General features: G+C 51.6%; 12 protein-coding genes. 9 read left to right on the plus strand and 3 right to left on the minus strand.

Translation table 11 applies throughout. The features are described 5' to 3' along the window. Positions 1-151: 151 nt before the first annotated feature. The 4 genes from BSEL_RS02150 to BSEL_RS02165 all read left to right on the plus strand — a co-directional run bounded on the left by BSEL_RS02150 (position 152) and on the right by BSEL_RS02165 (position 5128). The gene (locus tag BSEL_RS02150) at positions 152-721 is read left to right on the plus strand and encodes a UbiX family flavin prenyltransferase (RefSeq protein WP_013171372.1); all 570 of its coding nucleotides are present in this window, start codon (positions 152-154) and stop codon (positions 719-721) included. A gap of 511 nt (positions 722-1232) precedes the next feature. Continuing rightward, positions 1233-2549, plus strand: a complete 1317-nt coding sequence (gene ltrA / locus BSEL_RS02155) for a group II intron reverse transcriptase/maturase (protein ID WP_232970464.1) — start codon at positions 1233-1235, stop codon at positions 2547-2549. A 107-nt stretch (positions 2550-2656) separates the two neighbouring features. Then, positions 2657-4060 carry a Glu/Leu/Phe/Val family dehydrogenase gene (locus tag BSEL_RS02160; RefSeq protein ID WP_013171374.1) on the plus strand — a complete coding sequence of 468 codons (1404 nt, stop codon included), beginning with the start codon at positions 2657-2659 and terminating at the stop codon, positions 4058-4060. A 198-nt stretch (positions 4061-4258) separates the two neighbouring features. Beyond that, positions 4259-5128 (plus strand): putative RNA methyltransferase, encoded by an 870-nt coding sequence (locus BSEL_RS02165; RefSeq protein WP_177304805.1) that lies wholly within the window; start codon positions 4259-4261, stop codon positions 5126-5128. On the opposite strand, the gene BSEL_RS02170 is transcribed toward BSEL_RS02165, so the two are convergent. Beyond that, on the minus strand, positions 5085-5609 hold the full coding sequence (locus BSEL_RS02170) for a GNAT family N-acetyltransferase (RefSeq protein ID WP_013171376.1): 525 nt from the start codon (positions 5607-5609) through the stop codon (positions 5085-5087). The two genes, BSEL_RS02165 and BSEL_RS02170, sit on opposite strands and share 44 nt — an antisense overlap. 122 nt (positions 5610-5731) lie before the next feature. Between BSEL_RS02170 and BSEL_RS18140 the strand changes: the two genes are divergently transcribed. The 3 genes from BSEL_RS18140 to BSEL_RS02180 all read left to right on the plus strand — a co-directional run bounded on the left by BSEL_RS18140 (position 5732) and on the right by BSEL_RS02180 (position 8700). Continuing rightward, positions 5732-5857, plus strand: coding sequence for a hypothetical protein (locus BSEL_RS18140; RefSeq protein WP_269815727.1), 126 nt, complete (start codon positions 5732-5734; stop codon positions 5855-5857). 15 nt (positions 5858-5872) lie between these two features. Further along, positions 5873-6481: a methyltransferase domain-containing protein gene (locus BSEL_RS02175; protein ID WP_049773514.1), complete on the plus strand. Its 609-nt coding sequence runs from the start codon at positions 5873-5875 to the stop codon at positions 6479-6481. 200 nt (positions 6482-6681) lie between these two features. Further along, positions 6682-8700 (plus strand): methyl-accepting chemotaxis protein, encoded by a 2019-nt coding sequence (locus tag BSEL_RS02180; protein ID WP_013171377.1) that lies wholly within the window; start codon positions 6682-6684, stop codon positions 8698-8700. A 91-nt stretch (positions 8701-8791) separates the two neighbouring features. Here BSEL_RS02180 and htpX read toward each other — a convergent pair whose 3' ends face one another. Both htpX and BSEL_RS02190 read right to left on the minus strand, forming a co-directional pair. Then, a complete protein-coding gene (gene htpX, locus BSEL_RS02185) occupies positions 8792-9670 on the minus strand; it encodes a zinc metalloprotease HtpX (RefSeq protein ID WP_013171378.1) in 879 nt (292 codons plus the stop codon). Between the two features lie 22 nt (positions 9671-9692). Then, positions 9693-10247, minus strand: a complete 555-nt coding sequence (locus BSEL_RS02190) for a LemA family protein (protein ID WP_013171379.1) — start codon at positions 10245-10247, stop codon at positions 9693-9695. A 164-nt stretch (positions 10248-10411) separates the two neighbouring features. On the opposite strand from BSEL_RS02190, the gene BSEL_RS02195 reads away from it, so the two are divergent. Beyond that, entirely contained in the window at positions 10412-11626 is a 1215-nt protein-coding gene (locus BSEL_RS02195; RefSeq protein WP_013171380.1) for an ROK family transcriptional regulator, read from the plus strand. 175 nt (positions 11627-11801) lie between these two features. After that, a complete protein-coding gene (locus tag BSEL_RS02200; protein WP_013171381.1) occupies positions 11802-13187 on the plus strand; it encodes an ABC transporter substrate-binding protein in 1386 nt (461 codons plus the stop codon). Positions 13188-13276 lie beyond the last annotated feature (89 nt).

Below are 13276 nucleotides of genomic sequence, written 5' to 3' on the forward strand. Positions count from 1 at the left end.
GCATCCGTCTCCTCGTGAGCGGCTTCATCTGCACCTCTTACAGCCAGTTAGAAAACCCGAATGAACGAGCATGCCGCAGCGTGTTTTTACTGGTGAATCAAGCGTTGCTGTTGTACGATTGGGATACAGACAAAAAGATGGGGTGAACGTCATGACAAAGCGTATTATTATCGGCATGTCCGGATCAACCGGACCGATTTACGGGATCCGGCTCCTTGAAGTGCTTCGTGATCTCGGGGTGGAGACGCATCTGATCCTCAGTCAGTGGGGAGAGAAGACGATTACGATCGAGACAGATTACACCGTTGACGAGGTCAAGAAACTTGCAAGTTACGTGCATCCGGCGACGAATCAGGCTGCGGCGATTTCGAGCGGTTCGTTTAAAACGGACGGGATGGTGATCGTCCCCTGCAGCATGAAGACGCTCAGTGCCGTGGCACACGGGTATGCGGATAATCTCGTGTCACGAGCGGCGGACGTTGTCTTAAAGGAGCGCAGGAAGCTGATTATGGTGCCGAGAGAGACACCGTTAAATGATATCCACCTGGAAAACATGCTGAAGCTGTCAAGAATGGGGGTCGTGATGATGCCGCCGATGCCGGCCTTTTACAACAAACCTGAATCGATCGGGGATATGGTCGATCACACGGTTTCAAGGCTTCTCGATCAGCTCGATATCGACAATTCACTTACCCGGCGCTGGCTTGAAAAAGAAGACTGAGTCTTCTTTTTGCTTATAGTGTGCCGGGCATGCACTGTATCTTGGGAGTGAAAGTCTCCTGTGGGCTTGGCAGTAGGAACCACTAGTCAATGGCAAGGGTGTCCACCGTGAGGTGGAATCTGAAGGAAGCCGGCGACAAACTCCTGTACCGAGGAACACGAACCATATCAGGCACAAATGGGGCGGATGAGTCTGCTATACAAGATAAAGTCCAATACTGCCCGAACCCCACAGTGTAAATATGGCGGCGATAGGACGAAGTAGACAGTGCTTACCCCGGGAGGTCTTACGAGGGTTCCCGACAAGAAGGATGGAAGATCCTACAGGAACAAGGAATTCAGAGATGGATTCCTGAATCGTAAGAAGTCAGCCGAGGTCATAGTAATCCCATGGGGATGAAGGACCGAACAATAAGCGTCTTTGAGACAAATGAAATTGACAGGATTGCTTTAATCACAGAAAACGTCTCCGGACGGCTATCTGCAGAGGGATACGCTGGAAGCGTAAGAGTATGCAGAAGCGTGTAGCAATCTGGCAACGAAAGGAGTCGAAAAGCGGTATGCAATTAATTGACAGAGTGGTCTGTCCGGATAACCTGAATTTGGCGATGAACCGGGTGATTTCCAATAAAGGAAACCCCGGGGTCGACGGGATGACCGTTGACCAACTTGAAGCACATGTTCGCCAATATGCGAAACCATTGATAGCCAAAATCCAAAAAGGGACATATCAACCTTTACCCGTAAAACGGGTAGAGATTCCGAAAGAGAATGGAAAGAAACGCAAATTGGGGATACCGGCAGTCCGGGACCGTATGGTCCAGCAAGCGATTTTTCAAGTTATTGAACCGATAATAGATCCGCACTTCTCTCCAAACAGTTATGGGTTCAGACCGGGTAAAAATGCCAAACAAGCGATTAAACAAGCCGCAAAATATTATGATGAAGGATTCAAAATGGTCGTGGATATCGATCTGAAAAGTTATTTTGATACGATTCCCCATCAAAAGCTGATGAACTATCTTGAACAATATATTCAGGATCCGATCATCTTGAAACTGATCTGGAAGTTTCTTAAAAGCGGGATTATGATAGGGGACAACTGGGAATCTTCAAGAAACGGTGCACCGCAAGGTGGCAACTTATCACCGATTCTCAGCAATGTTTACCTACATGAACTGGATAAGGAATTGGAAAGAAGAGGCCACCGTTTCGTCAGATATGCAGATGACTTTTGCATCTACGTTAAAAGTCGCAGAGCTGCGGAGCGTGTGCTCCTTAACACAACAACTTTCCTCGAGGGAACACTTAAACTGAGTGTGAACCAAGAGAAAAGTGCTATAGGATCACCAACGAAACGAAAGTTTCTGGGGTTTTGCATTCACAAAAGTAATAACGAAACCAGGTGCAGACCTCACCACGCCTTCAAGGCGAAGTTCAAAGCCAAACTGAAATATCTGACGAGAAGAAACCAGGCGAACTCCTTCGATTACATTATTCTTAAGATTAACCAGGTGACAACCGGCTGGATCAACTACTATGGCATCAGTTACATGAAATCCTTTATCAACAGCATTAAGCAATGGTTACACCATCGGCTGAGGCAACTGATCTGGAAACAGTGGAAGAAAATTAAAACGAGATACAAGAATTTGATGAAGTATGGCATTGAAACCGAAGAAGCTTGGAAAATGGCAAACACTCGCAAAGGCTATTGGCGTGCCTCCAAGAACGAGACACTGCACAAAGCCATCAAAATAGAAAAGCTCGCAGGGTGGGGACTCAAAGACATGAGTCAACTCTACGAGCGTGCATACTCAACTTATTGAACCGCCGTATACAGGTCCGTACGTACGGTGGTGTGAGAGGTCGGGGCTGTGAAGCCCCTCCTACTCGATTTTGCAAACGCTTTCAAAAAAAGAAGGGAGAGATACATATGACGGTGACAGATACGCAAAACATGATCAGGGACATTATGGATCAGCTTTATGATGATGAATCGTTCTTGCCGGAGGAAACAGGGGAGATCCGCAAGCGGCTCTTTGAATCCGGTAAAGAAATCCTCACGACGACAGACAAAGTGATCAAAAGCTACATCAGGGTCACCCGTGATGACCGTTCCATCGAACGGATCCCGGCTTTCCGGGTGCAGCACAACAACATCGCCGGTTTTTACAAAGGCGGTATCCGCTACAACGAAGTCGTGAATGAACAGGAAGTCGAGAACCTCGCTGTCCTGATGACGTTAAAGAACGCCCTGCACGAACTTCCTTATGGCGGAGGGAAAGGCGGTGTGGTTATTTCCCCGGATCAGTATTCGAGGCGAGAGCTGTATATGATCGCGAAGAAGTATGTCCAGCGCTTCGTTCGCGATATCGGACCGACCCATGATATTCCCGCACCGGATATGGGGACGGACGCCGAGACGATGGACTGGATGGTCGGCGAGTATAAGACGATTAATCCGGGAGAGAATTATCTCGGTTCCTTCACCGGAAAGAGTGTCGAGAACGGCGGTGCCCGCGGACGCCGGGAATCGACGGGTAAAGGCACGTACCGGAGCTATTTGTGGCTGTTGGACACGTGGGTCAGACAGACGAATCGGAACAGCGTTGCCGAAGGCCTGCACCGGGATCAGTACGACCGGATGAAACGGCTGATTGAAAAGCATGATGAAGGAAAAGCGATTACGCTTGCCGTTCAGGGCTTCGGGAACGTCGGTGCGGTGGCGGCGGAAATGGCGGCGACGTGCGACAGGCTGAATCACCGGGTGACGGCGGTGAGTGATCAGTACGTGACCCTGTATCATGAGAACGGTCTTGACGTCCGGGCCCTTGCCGGTTATCAGCGCCGGATGCGTCATCTTCCCCAAACCGCCGAAGCCCTTGAAGAAGCGGGTATCCAGGCGGAGGTCAGAGACCGGGACGAACTGATTTATCTGGACGTGGATGTGCTCATTCTTGCGGCAGTGGAGGATGTGATCCATGGCGGTAATGTGGAGCGGATCCATGCGGACATCATTGTGGAAGGCGCCAATGCCCCCGTGGACGGTACGGCGGACCGTGTCCTTCATGAACAGGGCAAAGTGGTGATCCCGGACGTCCTGGCCAACGCCGGCGGGGTGATGGTCTCCTACGTGGAGTGGAAACAGGACCGGGTCACGGAGCTCTTCTCTGAGGAACAGGTGATCCGGGAGATGTATGAACAGATGGAGGCGAGCTGCGAGAAGGTTTTCGACAGTTACTTCACAGACGGGTTGCCGGGAATCCGGAACAGCTGTTATGTCCAAGCACTGAAACGTCTGTTTATTTTGCATTACCGGCACGGGAAGCTGTATTGACTTCGGGCTCTTTATGGAAAAAGACAGGAAGCCATCAAGGAAGGTTGACTAAACTGAAGCCACGTTGAATAGAACAGGCCTTTCTCGTATGGGGAGGCCTGTTTTGAGTGATGTGTTTCTCATCTTGCCATGGAGAGGTTCAACGGTCATGCATGTTGGTGTATGATGAAGGGGCAATGGAGAAGATGGGGTGATCATGTGAATAAAAAAGAACGGGGGATCCGCAATCTCTATGCGTGGAACAGGTTGCTCAGCTGTCCGGTCTGCCAAGGCAGTGTGAGCGTGGTGCCTGAAGGGCGGCTTGTGTGCGGAGACGGACACAGCTTCGATGTCGCGAGGCAGGGGTATGTCAACGTATTGACGGGTGCGGTGAACAGCGCGTATTCAAAGGAACTGTTTCATGCAAGGGCGAAAGTCATTCAGGAGACCCCGCTGTACCGGGCTCTGCACAAGAACGTGGGGAAGCTCATGGACAGGGAGGCGAAAAAACAAGATGGCGTATACAGGATCGGCGATTTCGGCTGCGGGGAGGGTTCTCACCTTGCGTTGCTACTTGAAGGGAGAAGCAACTGGATGGGGGCGGGTCTCGACCTGTCGAAAGAAGGCATTCAGGCGGCAACGGACCATGAAGACACGCCGGCCGTGTGGCTGGCTGCGGATCTCGTCAATGTGCCGTTAAAAACCGGCAGCCTCGACGTGGCTCTGACGATTCTGTCGCCGTCGAATTACAAAGAGATGAAACGGGTGTTAAAACCGGGCGGGCTTGCGGTGAAAGTCATACCGGGACCGGGCTACATGAAGGAAATCCGAGACTTCTTTCAGCAAAACCGCCGGGATGCCAAAGAGAATGAGGCGCTGATCAGCCGGTTTGAGGAAGCGTTTGACGACGTCAAGGCGGTCTCTGTCAAAACAGCGCCGGCTGTGACGGCCCCTCTCCGAAAGGAGCTCTGCCGGATGTCGCCACTCGCTTGGCATGCAGAGGAAGGGGAGAAAGAGCGGTATGAAAAAGAAGGTGCCGCCCGCCTTACGATGGATCTGGTCGTGCTGACGGGGAGGCTGCCACAATAGGGCTCCGTCTCTCCATGAGAATAATGTCGTGCCAGACGCCGTGGCGTTCGGCGACCTGTTCCCGGTAGCCGATCTGCCGGAAACCGCATTTCTTATGCAGGTGAATGCTCGCCTGATTCTCCCGGAAGATCGCTGATTGGATCGTCCAGAATCCGGCTTTTTCACTGTCTTCGATAAGGGCATTCAGGAGCGTGCGGCCAACGCCCAGGCCCGAGGCGCCGGGGGCAATGTAGATGCTGATTTCTGCGACGCCCCGGTAAGCGTAGCGCGGGGACGTCGGTGCCAGGGCGGCCCAGCCGGCAATCGTGCCGCCATACTCGGCGATGAGACGGCATGTTTCGTGATGGGCCTGATTCCAGGAGTCCCATGATGGGACGACGGTTTCGAATGTGGCAAGCTCCGTATCAAGACCGGCTTGATAAATGGCGCTTACTGCAGGCCATTCCTGAACGGTCATGGGGCGGATAAGAATGTCTGTCATGATGAATCACCTCGAAATAGGGCATGTGTCACTTCAGCCGATTTTTCTTAAGCATACACGTCTCTGTCTGAAGGTGCAAAAGCAATAGCGCAAACAGTGATTTCACAAGGAGGCAGTCGAACATGACAAATTGGAACGCGTATGAAGACCTCGCCTGGACGGATTTTCTCATCGCAGGCCCCGAGGCATGCAAGGAGGAAACGGACCGTTATCTTGAAGAGATCCGCCGTCACACCAGGGAAGGATGAAAACGGATCCTTCACTTGGGGTCCGGTGCAGGTGGTCATGGCAGCCAGCTGAAGCTTCATCATGACGTGAGGGGCGTCGATATCAGTGACGGGATGATGAACGAAGCCAGGAAAATGAATCCGGAAGTCATCTACCACAAAGGGGATATGCGCACCGTTCAGCTTGATGAGATCTTTGATGTGGTGCTGATTCCGGAGTCGATTACGTACATGACGACAATAGCCGATGTCAGAATAGTGATTGAAAACGCCATGGCGCATCTGAAGCTGGAGGGAATTCTGATGGTGCTTGTACAGGACAAAGAAGGATTTGAAGAACATAATTTCAGCTATCGGGGCAAAGGCGACGGAGTACAGGTTGATCTCTTTGAGAACAATACGGTCGTCTCTGATACCACGTATGAAGCGGCTATGGTTTATCTGATCCGGCAGGACGGCGAGCTGTCGATTTATTCGGACGTCCATACCCTCGGTCTGTTTCCGAAGGGGGACTGGGATGCAATTTTGACGGACAATGGGACCATCGTCTCCGCGTTCAGTCTTGATGATGCTTATGATCAGTGGCTCCTGACGGAAGGGAAGTATCGTCAGCTGGTCTATGTCGTCCAAAAAAACCGTTCCTGAGTTGTTGATCAGGTCTTTCAGGATGGTTGGATGACTGATGACAGATCGAGGCAGTCTTCATTAAATGACCCAAGTGCTTTGTAAAAAGGACCAAATAAGCGTTTTCAATTAGATGGTTTTTAATAGGATCGTACGATGTAATCAATTCGATAGTCCTGTAAACTGAGTGTGATAGAAACACAAAAAGGGGTTATGGGGCTATGAAGAGTATACGTATGCGACTGATTTTGTATTTTTCCGCGATTATGATCGTGGCGACGGGGATTCTCGGGATTGTGATCACTAATGGTGCGGGGGATGCACTGATTGATGAAGCGGAAACGGGACTTGAGACATTAGCCCTTGAAGGGGCAAAGGTCACGGACAGTCGGTTGGACAGTGAATATCTGTACCTTGAAGGACTGACGAATTTGCCGGAGATTACAGGGGATGATCCGGATCTCGATGCGGCGATGGACGTGCTGCTTGACGAAGTCGAAAACACGGACTATTTACGGATCGGCATCACCGATCTCGACGGGAATCTGTATTTGTCCGATTCGTATGGCATTGACGGTGAAATTGTGGACGTCACTGAGCGCGAGTATTACCATGATTCCCTGGCAGGTGAGCGGGGGCTGATGCCGCCATCACTCAGTGTGAATCCGGACGACGGAGACCGGCTGATCATGGTGACCTCGGTTCCGATTGAGGAAGACGGGGCGATTACAGGCGTACTTGTAGCCGTTGGTGATGCGGATTATCTGAATACGATTGTGGATGATATTCAGTATGGCGAAGGGGGCTATGCCTATATGATCGATGACGAGGGGACCGTCGTCGCTCACCGCGACCGGGACATGGTCCGGGATGCATTCAATCCGCTCCGCCTTGTAGAGGAGGACCCTGGTCTTGAGACCCTCGCGAATCAGTTCTCGCGTATGCTCAGTGAACCCGCAGGCATTGGCAATTATGCCTTTCAGGGGAACGATCTGTATGTCGGGTTCTCGGATATCGGCGAGACGGGCTGGACGCTGGTCATTACAGCCAACGAAAACGAAGTATTGGCGGCGATCCCGTCACTTCGGAACACGGCGCTCATCATGACGTTCCTCGTTGTCGTCGGCGGGATAGCCTTGACGTATGTCGTGGGAACAAGGATCTCGCGTCCGATTCAGGCTGTGTCGAGAACGGCGGCGGAAATCGGACAGCTGGATATGCGCCACGATATGGATCTGAAGCTTCTTTCTCGTCACGATGAAGTCGGGGAACTGGCGAAGTCCCTGCAAAGCGTCACAGAGAACGTCAGGAAGATCATCGTGGATATCAACGCGTCCGCAGGAGAGGTCTCTGCGGCTTCCGAAGAGCTGACGGCAACGTCCGGCGAATCATCCAGGGCGTCTGAAGAAGTGGCCTCGACGGTCCAGGACATCGCGGAAGGCGCGTCGAGTCAGGCGCAGAACACGGAAGCGGGCTCTGAAAAAGCGGCACGTCTCGGTGAAATCGTCGATGAAGAAAAAGAAGTGGTACAACGGCTGAACGAAGCCTTTGTAAACGTGAACCATGCCATTCAAGAAGGTCTTGAAGAAATCGGGCGTCTCTCAGAGATCTCGGATCAGACCGCAGAGGCCACACAGGAAGTGGAGAAAGGGATTGTCAAAACGAATGACAGCTCAAGGCGTATCGGGGAAGCGAGTACGGTTATTGCGAATATCGCCGAACAGACGAACCTCCTTGCCCTGAATGCCGCCATAGAAGCGGCGCGTGCGGGTGAAGCAGGGAAAGGTTTTTCTGTCGTGGCAGACGAAATCCGTAAGCTCGCCGAGCAGTCCACGACTTCGACGGCAACGATTGATGAGATCGTAAGAGAATTGCAGGTCAACGCCGAACAGTCGGTCAAGGTAATGGCGGACGTTTCACAGATCCTTGATGAACAGCTGAAGAGTGTCCAGGGCACCCGGGACAAGTATGAACAGATTGAGGGTGCCATGAGTATCTCTGACGAAGCGGTTCACCGCCTGAACGGAACGGGTAAAGATATGGCGACGATTAAAGAAGACATCGTGTCTTCGCTCGAGAGCCTGTCAGCCATCGCAGAGGAAAATTCTGCGGCCACTGAAGAAGTGTCTGCTGCCATGCAGGAACAGACGGCGTCGATGGAAGAGATTGCCGGATCAAGCGAAAGCCTCGCACACCTTGCGACAGAACTCAAACAGCTAGTGGAGAAATTCAAAATCTGAAAGAACACATAAAACGGCCCCCTGCTGTATCCTTGGATACGCCAGGGGGCCGTTTTCATTTATCATACTAAGAGAGGCAATGCGAGTCGTCTTACATTTCTCTCAGCCGCCTGATCCGCTCCTGCGGGTCCGGATGGGTGGACATGAGTCCGCTCATCTTCTTCTTCAGGGGATCGGCGAAATACAAAGGCGCCGAGGAACCTGAGGCTTCACGGACCGGGGTGGAGACGCCGGTGATTTTTTCGAGTGCCGTGGCAAGGGCGTTCGGGTTCCGTGTTAAATCCGCGGCACTGGCATCGGCGAGATACTCCCGGTTTCTCGAAATCGCCATGTTGATCATCATGGCGATGATCGGGGCGAGAATGACAAGGACGAGGGCGATAATGAGAATGACAGGGCTCTGTTTATTGTTGCGCCCGCCCCGGCTGAAGAACATCATCCGCATGCCGAGGTCGCTGATGATGGCGATGACGGACACGAGTGCGAGGGCAATCGTGGAGAGCCGCACGTCGTAGTTCTTGATGTGCGCGACTTCGTGGGCAATCACGCCCTCCATCTCTTCGCGGTTCAGTTCATTCATGAGGCCCGTCGTGACCGCAACGGCACCGTTCTTGGGCGAAATGCCCGTTGCGAAAGCGTTCGGCGAGGGGTCGTTGACGATAAAGACCCTCGGCATCGGGATGCGGGCCACCATGGCCATATTCTCGACGGTATGCCAGAGAAAGCGGTTCTCTTCAACGGATTTGATCTCCTTGGCGTGGTTCATGCGCATGACCATACTCGTACTCGAACTGAGGACGATCGTTACATAGATGGCGGCGATGATGACGGTGATGATCATGCCGGAGAAGGGTTCGCCGCTGTTGATGTAGGAAAAGGCCGCCCCGACGGCAAGGAGGAACAGGATAAAGACGAAGACGATGAGGACGGTTTTCCGTTTGTTTTTTTGGATCTGTTCGTATAATAGCATGATGCTGCCCTCCGTTCAGGCCTTAAAAGGATACCCGGACATTTTCCCGTTCTTCCGCTTTTGCTTCGAGCATATCGCGCTTTTCGAAGTTGTGGATCCCGGCAATGATGTTTGTTGGGATGGATTCGATTTTCGTGTTGTATTTCATGACGGTGTTGTTGTAAAGCTGTCTTGAATAGGCAATTTTGTTTTCGGTCTGTGTCAGTTCTTCCTGCAGCATTTTGAAGTTCTCATTGGCTTTCAGGTCAGGGTAGGCTTCACGAAGTGCGAACATGCTCTTAAGCGCACCGCTCAGCTGGTCGTTCACTTCCATGGTATCCTGGCGGCTTAAGGTGCTGTCCCCCATTTTGTTCCGGAGTTCGACGACTTTCGTTAATGTCTCCTCCTCGTGTTTGGCGTAACCTTTCACGGTTTCCACCAGGTTTGGAATAAGGTCGTAGCGGCGTTTTAACTGGACGTCAATCTGAGCCCAGGACTCCTCCACCCAGTTGCGCATTTTGATCAGGCCGTTGTAGGCGGAGACCCATGCAAGTACGAAAATCACGACAATGGCAAGTATAATAAGTAATCCGATCATGTTCATTCATCCTTTCTTTCGTTGATTACAGCCATGCTGTTTGATTCATTATAACGTAGACTACGGAAACAGGGTGAACATTGTTTCAAATTCTGTAAAGATTGTATCCGAACGCGGAATCGACTATTATTAAAATAATTAATAAAGTGGCAGGGGTGAAGGATATGGTACAGGGTATGACAGGGAGCTTTCGGCTGATGAAGTCATTGAACCGTTCATTGGTCATCAATATCATCAGGCGAAAGGGACCGATCTCAAGAACGGATATTTCAAAGCAAGCGAATCTCACACCGCCGACGGTGACGAATATCGTCAATGATCTCTTGAAAGAAGGGCTTGTGAAAGAAGGCCGGACAGGTGCGTCCAAAGGAGGACGAAGACCGGTTCTTCTCTCCATCAATTACAACAATCATTATGTCATCGGCGTTGACGTCGGGACCGGTCAGATCCGGGTCGGGCTCTCAAATTTGAATGCCGAGCTGTTGAACCGGAAAAAAGAGACACTTCCTGCCGGTATCAAGGCGGGTGAATTCATGACGATCCTCTACCGGCTCGTCGACGACATGATCACCAACAGCGATGTCTCGCGGGATAAAATTGTCGGCATCGGGATCGGCATGCACGGGATTGTCGATGAAGAGAAGGGGATCAGCATTTATGCCCCGCATTTTGATTTCGGAGAACTTCCGTTGAAGGAACGCTTGGAAGCCCGCTATGAGATCCCTGTTAAAGTAGAGAACGATGCTCGCTGTTCGGCGATTGCCGAAATGTGGTTTGGGGATACACGGGCGAATCCGAATCTTGTCTTTATCAATGTCGGGGACGGGATCGGTGCCGGGGTGATCCTGAACGGCCAGATCCACCGCGGGCACCACCATATTGCCGGTGAGCTCGGGCATATGATTGTGGATCTGAATGGCCGGCAGTGCACATGCGGAAGCTATGGCTGTCTGCATACCGTGGCGAGCGGGATTCACATCCGGGAGCGGGCGATCCATGAAATCACCCTCGGCCGATCGACGGCGCTCAGGGAGATGCGAGAGAATAAGGAAGACATCGACGGTGAAGTGATCTATGAGGCGGCCCTTCACGGTGACGAGTTTGCCGAAGAGCTGTTTGCACAGGCGGGGCGTTTTCTCGGCCTGGCTGTGACGAATGTGATAAATTTTCTGAATCCGGATCAGATTGTCCTCGGCGGCGGAGTCATGAAGGCGGGGGCGTTTGTCATGAAGCCTCTCGTTGAAACTGTGAACAGAAGAGCGCTGACGGATGATGCCAGAAAGACAGAGATTACCGTGTCAAGCCTCGGCAGCCACAGCGCCCTCCTCGGTGCTGTGTCGCTTATTTTGCATGATGTGTTTGAAGTGCAGGATCGTTAAAATAAATTAAAAAGATTCCCGAGAAAGCCTTTTCATTGTGACAATTATGTGTTATCTTATCGGTAGTTAGTAATTTAATTTAAAAAAGTTAGTTGGAGTTGCGTTCAGGAATATGTGACAGCTCAACATCTTTAACAGCGCACGAATGTGCGAACTAACAAAGGGGGATTTACACATGAAAGCTTGGAAAGTATTGTCGGTCAGTGCATTGTCAGTCGGTCTGTTGGCAGCTTGCGGAGGAAATGACGAAGGTGACGCCGGAGCAAATAACGGTGAAAATGACAGCGCTAACAACGGGAGTGCGTCTGCGAATAATGATGATGCAAACGAAAACAATAACGCAGGTGACGGAGACGAAGACATATCCGGTGAAGTGACAGCCTGGGGCTGGAACGTTGCTGCAGCCGCAATGGAACAGGCCATCGAAGGCTTTAATGAACTGTACCCGAATGTCACAGTTAACATTGAAGATATTGGCCGTGAAGATGTGTATGACCGTCTGACGGTTGGGCTTGCCGCGGGGGGTTCTGGTCTTCCTGATATATCCATGGTTGAAACGGATCGCCTGGATAACTACTTTGCAGAATTCCCGCAGGGCTTTGTGAACCTGGATGAATATGGATTCAATGAACACGAAGATAAATTTGCCGACTCTAAAGTAGAAGCCGTTAAAGGGCCGGATGGTAACAACCTCGCCGCTCCTTGGGATATCGGACCTGCCGGTGTCTTCTACTATGTGCCTCATTTCGAAGAAGCGGGTGTGGACCCGGATGACATCGAAACGTGGGATGACTTTATTGCCGCAGGTGAGGACATTCTTGATGCAACGGGGGCAGCCATGGTGCCGGTAGACATTGCAAACGATGATGCGATCTTCCGGATGATGATGAATCAGCTTGGTGTGTATTATTTTGATGCAGACGGTGCCATTGAAATTGCCAGCGACGATGCGGCGCTTGCCATGAGCAAGATTCAGGAAATGCACGAGAAGGATCTTGTGGCAAACGTTGACGGCTGGGACGGTACGGTAACGTCGACGGTCAACCATACGGTTGCGACGATTCCGTTTGGCGTATGGTATGCAGGTACGATCACGGATCAGGCGCCGGATCAGTCCGGTGACTGGGGAGTATTCAAACTTCCGGCATTTGAAGAAGGCGGTAACCGTGACGCTAACCTCGGCGGGTCTGACCTTACCATTCTCTCAAGCACTGAATATCCGGAGGCAGCCTATGCCTTCGTCGAATACTTCACGACAGAAATCGAGCCGCAGATCGAGGGTATGACAGAATACGGGCTCTTCCCGTCACTTCTTGCCACGTATGATGAGCCGTACTTCCAGGAAAACAATGAGTTCTTCAACGATGAGCCGATCTGGAGCCTCTTTGCCGACGTGGTTGAAGGAACGCTTCCGGCCAACTATACGAATGACTATGCACGTGCATTCCGCTACGCCTCGGACGCTCAGGCGAACGCCCTTCTCTCAGGGGAAGATGTGCAGGTTGCCCTTCAGGAAGCGGCTGAACGGATTGCCAATGAAACAGGACGCGACATTCAATAAAGGCGGTGTTTGGAACAGGATAAGGGAGAAGAGATCATCTCTTCTCCCTTGCCTGTCACTACTTATTTAAAATAATTAATTAAGTTATA

Source organism: [Bacillus] selenitireducens MLS10 (genome assembly GCF_000093085.1).
Classification (GTDB): Bacteria; Bacillota; Bacilli; order Bacillales; family Salisediminibacteriaceae; genus Salisediminibacterium; species Salisediminibacterium selenitireducens.

What these genes read in the sequence shown, in the direction of transcription:
- BSEL_RS02150 (WP_013171372.1), top strand. Translation starts at nt 152, where the DNA reads ATGACAAAGCGTATTATTATCGGCATGTCCGGATCAACCGGACCGATT.
- ltrA (WP_232970464.1), top strand. Translation starts at nt 1,233, where the DNA reads ATGCAGAAGCGTGTAGCAATCTGGCAACGAAAGGAGTCGAAAAGCGGT.
- BSEL_RS02160 (WP_013171374.1), top strand. Translation starts at nt 2,657, where the DNA reads ATGACGGTGACAGATACGCAAAACATGATCAGGGACATTATGGATCAG.
- BSEL_RS02170 (WP_013171376.1), bottom strand. Translation starts at nt 5,609, where the DNA reads ATGACAGACATTCTTATCCGCCCCATGACCGTTCAGGAATGGCCTGCA.
- BSEL_RS18140 (WP_269815727.1), top strand. Translation starts at nt 5,732, where the DNA reads ATGACAAATTGGAACGCGTATGAAGACCTCGCCTGGACGGATTTTCTC.
- BSEL_RS02180 (WP_013171377.1), top strand. Translation starts at nt 6,682, where the DNA reads ATGAAGAGTATACGTATGCGACTGATTTTGTATTTTTCCGCGATTATG.
- htpX (WP_013171378.1), bottom strand. Translation starts at nt 9,670, where the DNA reads ATGCTATTATACGAACAGATCCAAAAAAACAAACGGAAAACCGTCCTC.
- BSEL_RS02190 (WP_013171379.1), bottom strand. Translation starts at nt 10,247, where the DNA reads ATGATCGGATTACTTATTATACTTGCCATTGTCGTGATTTTCGTACTT.
- BSEL_RS02195 (WP_013171380.1), top strand. Translation starts at nt 10,412, where the DNA reads ATGGTACAGGGTATGACAGGGAGCTTTCGGCTGATGAAGTCATTGAAC.
- BSEL_RS02200 (WP_013171381.1), top strand. Translation starts at nt 11,802, where the DNA reads ATGAAAGCTTGGAAAGTATTGTCGGTCAGTGCATTGTCAGTCGGTCTG.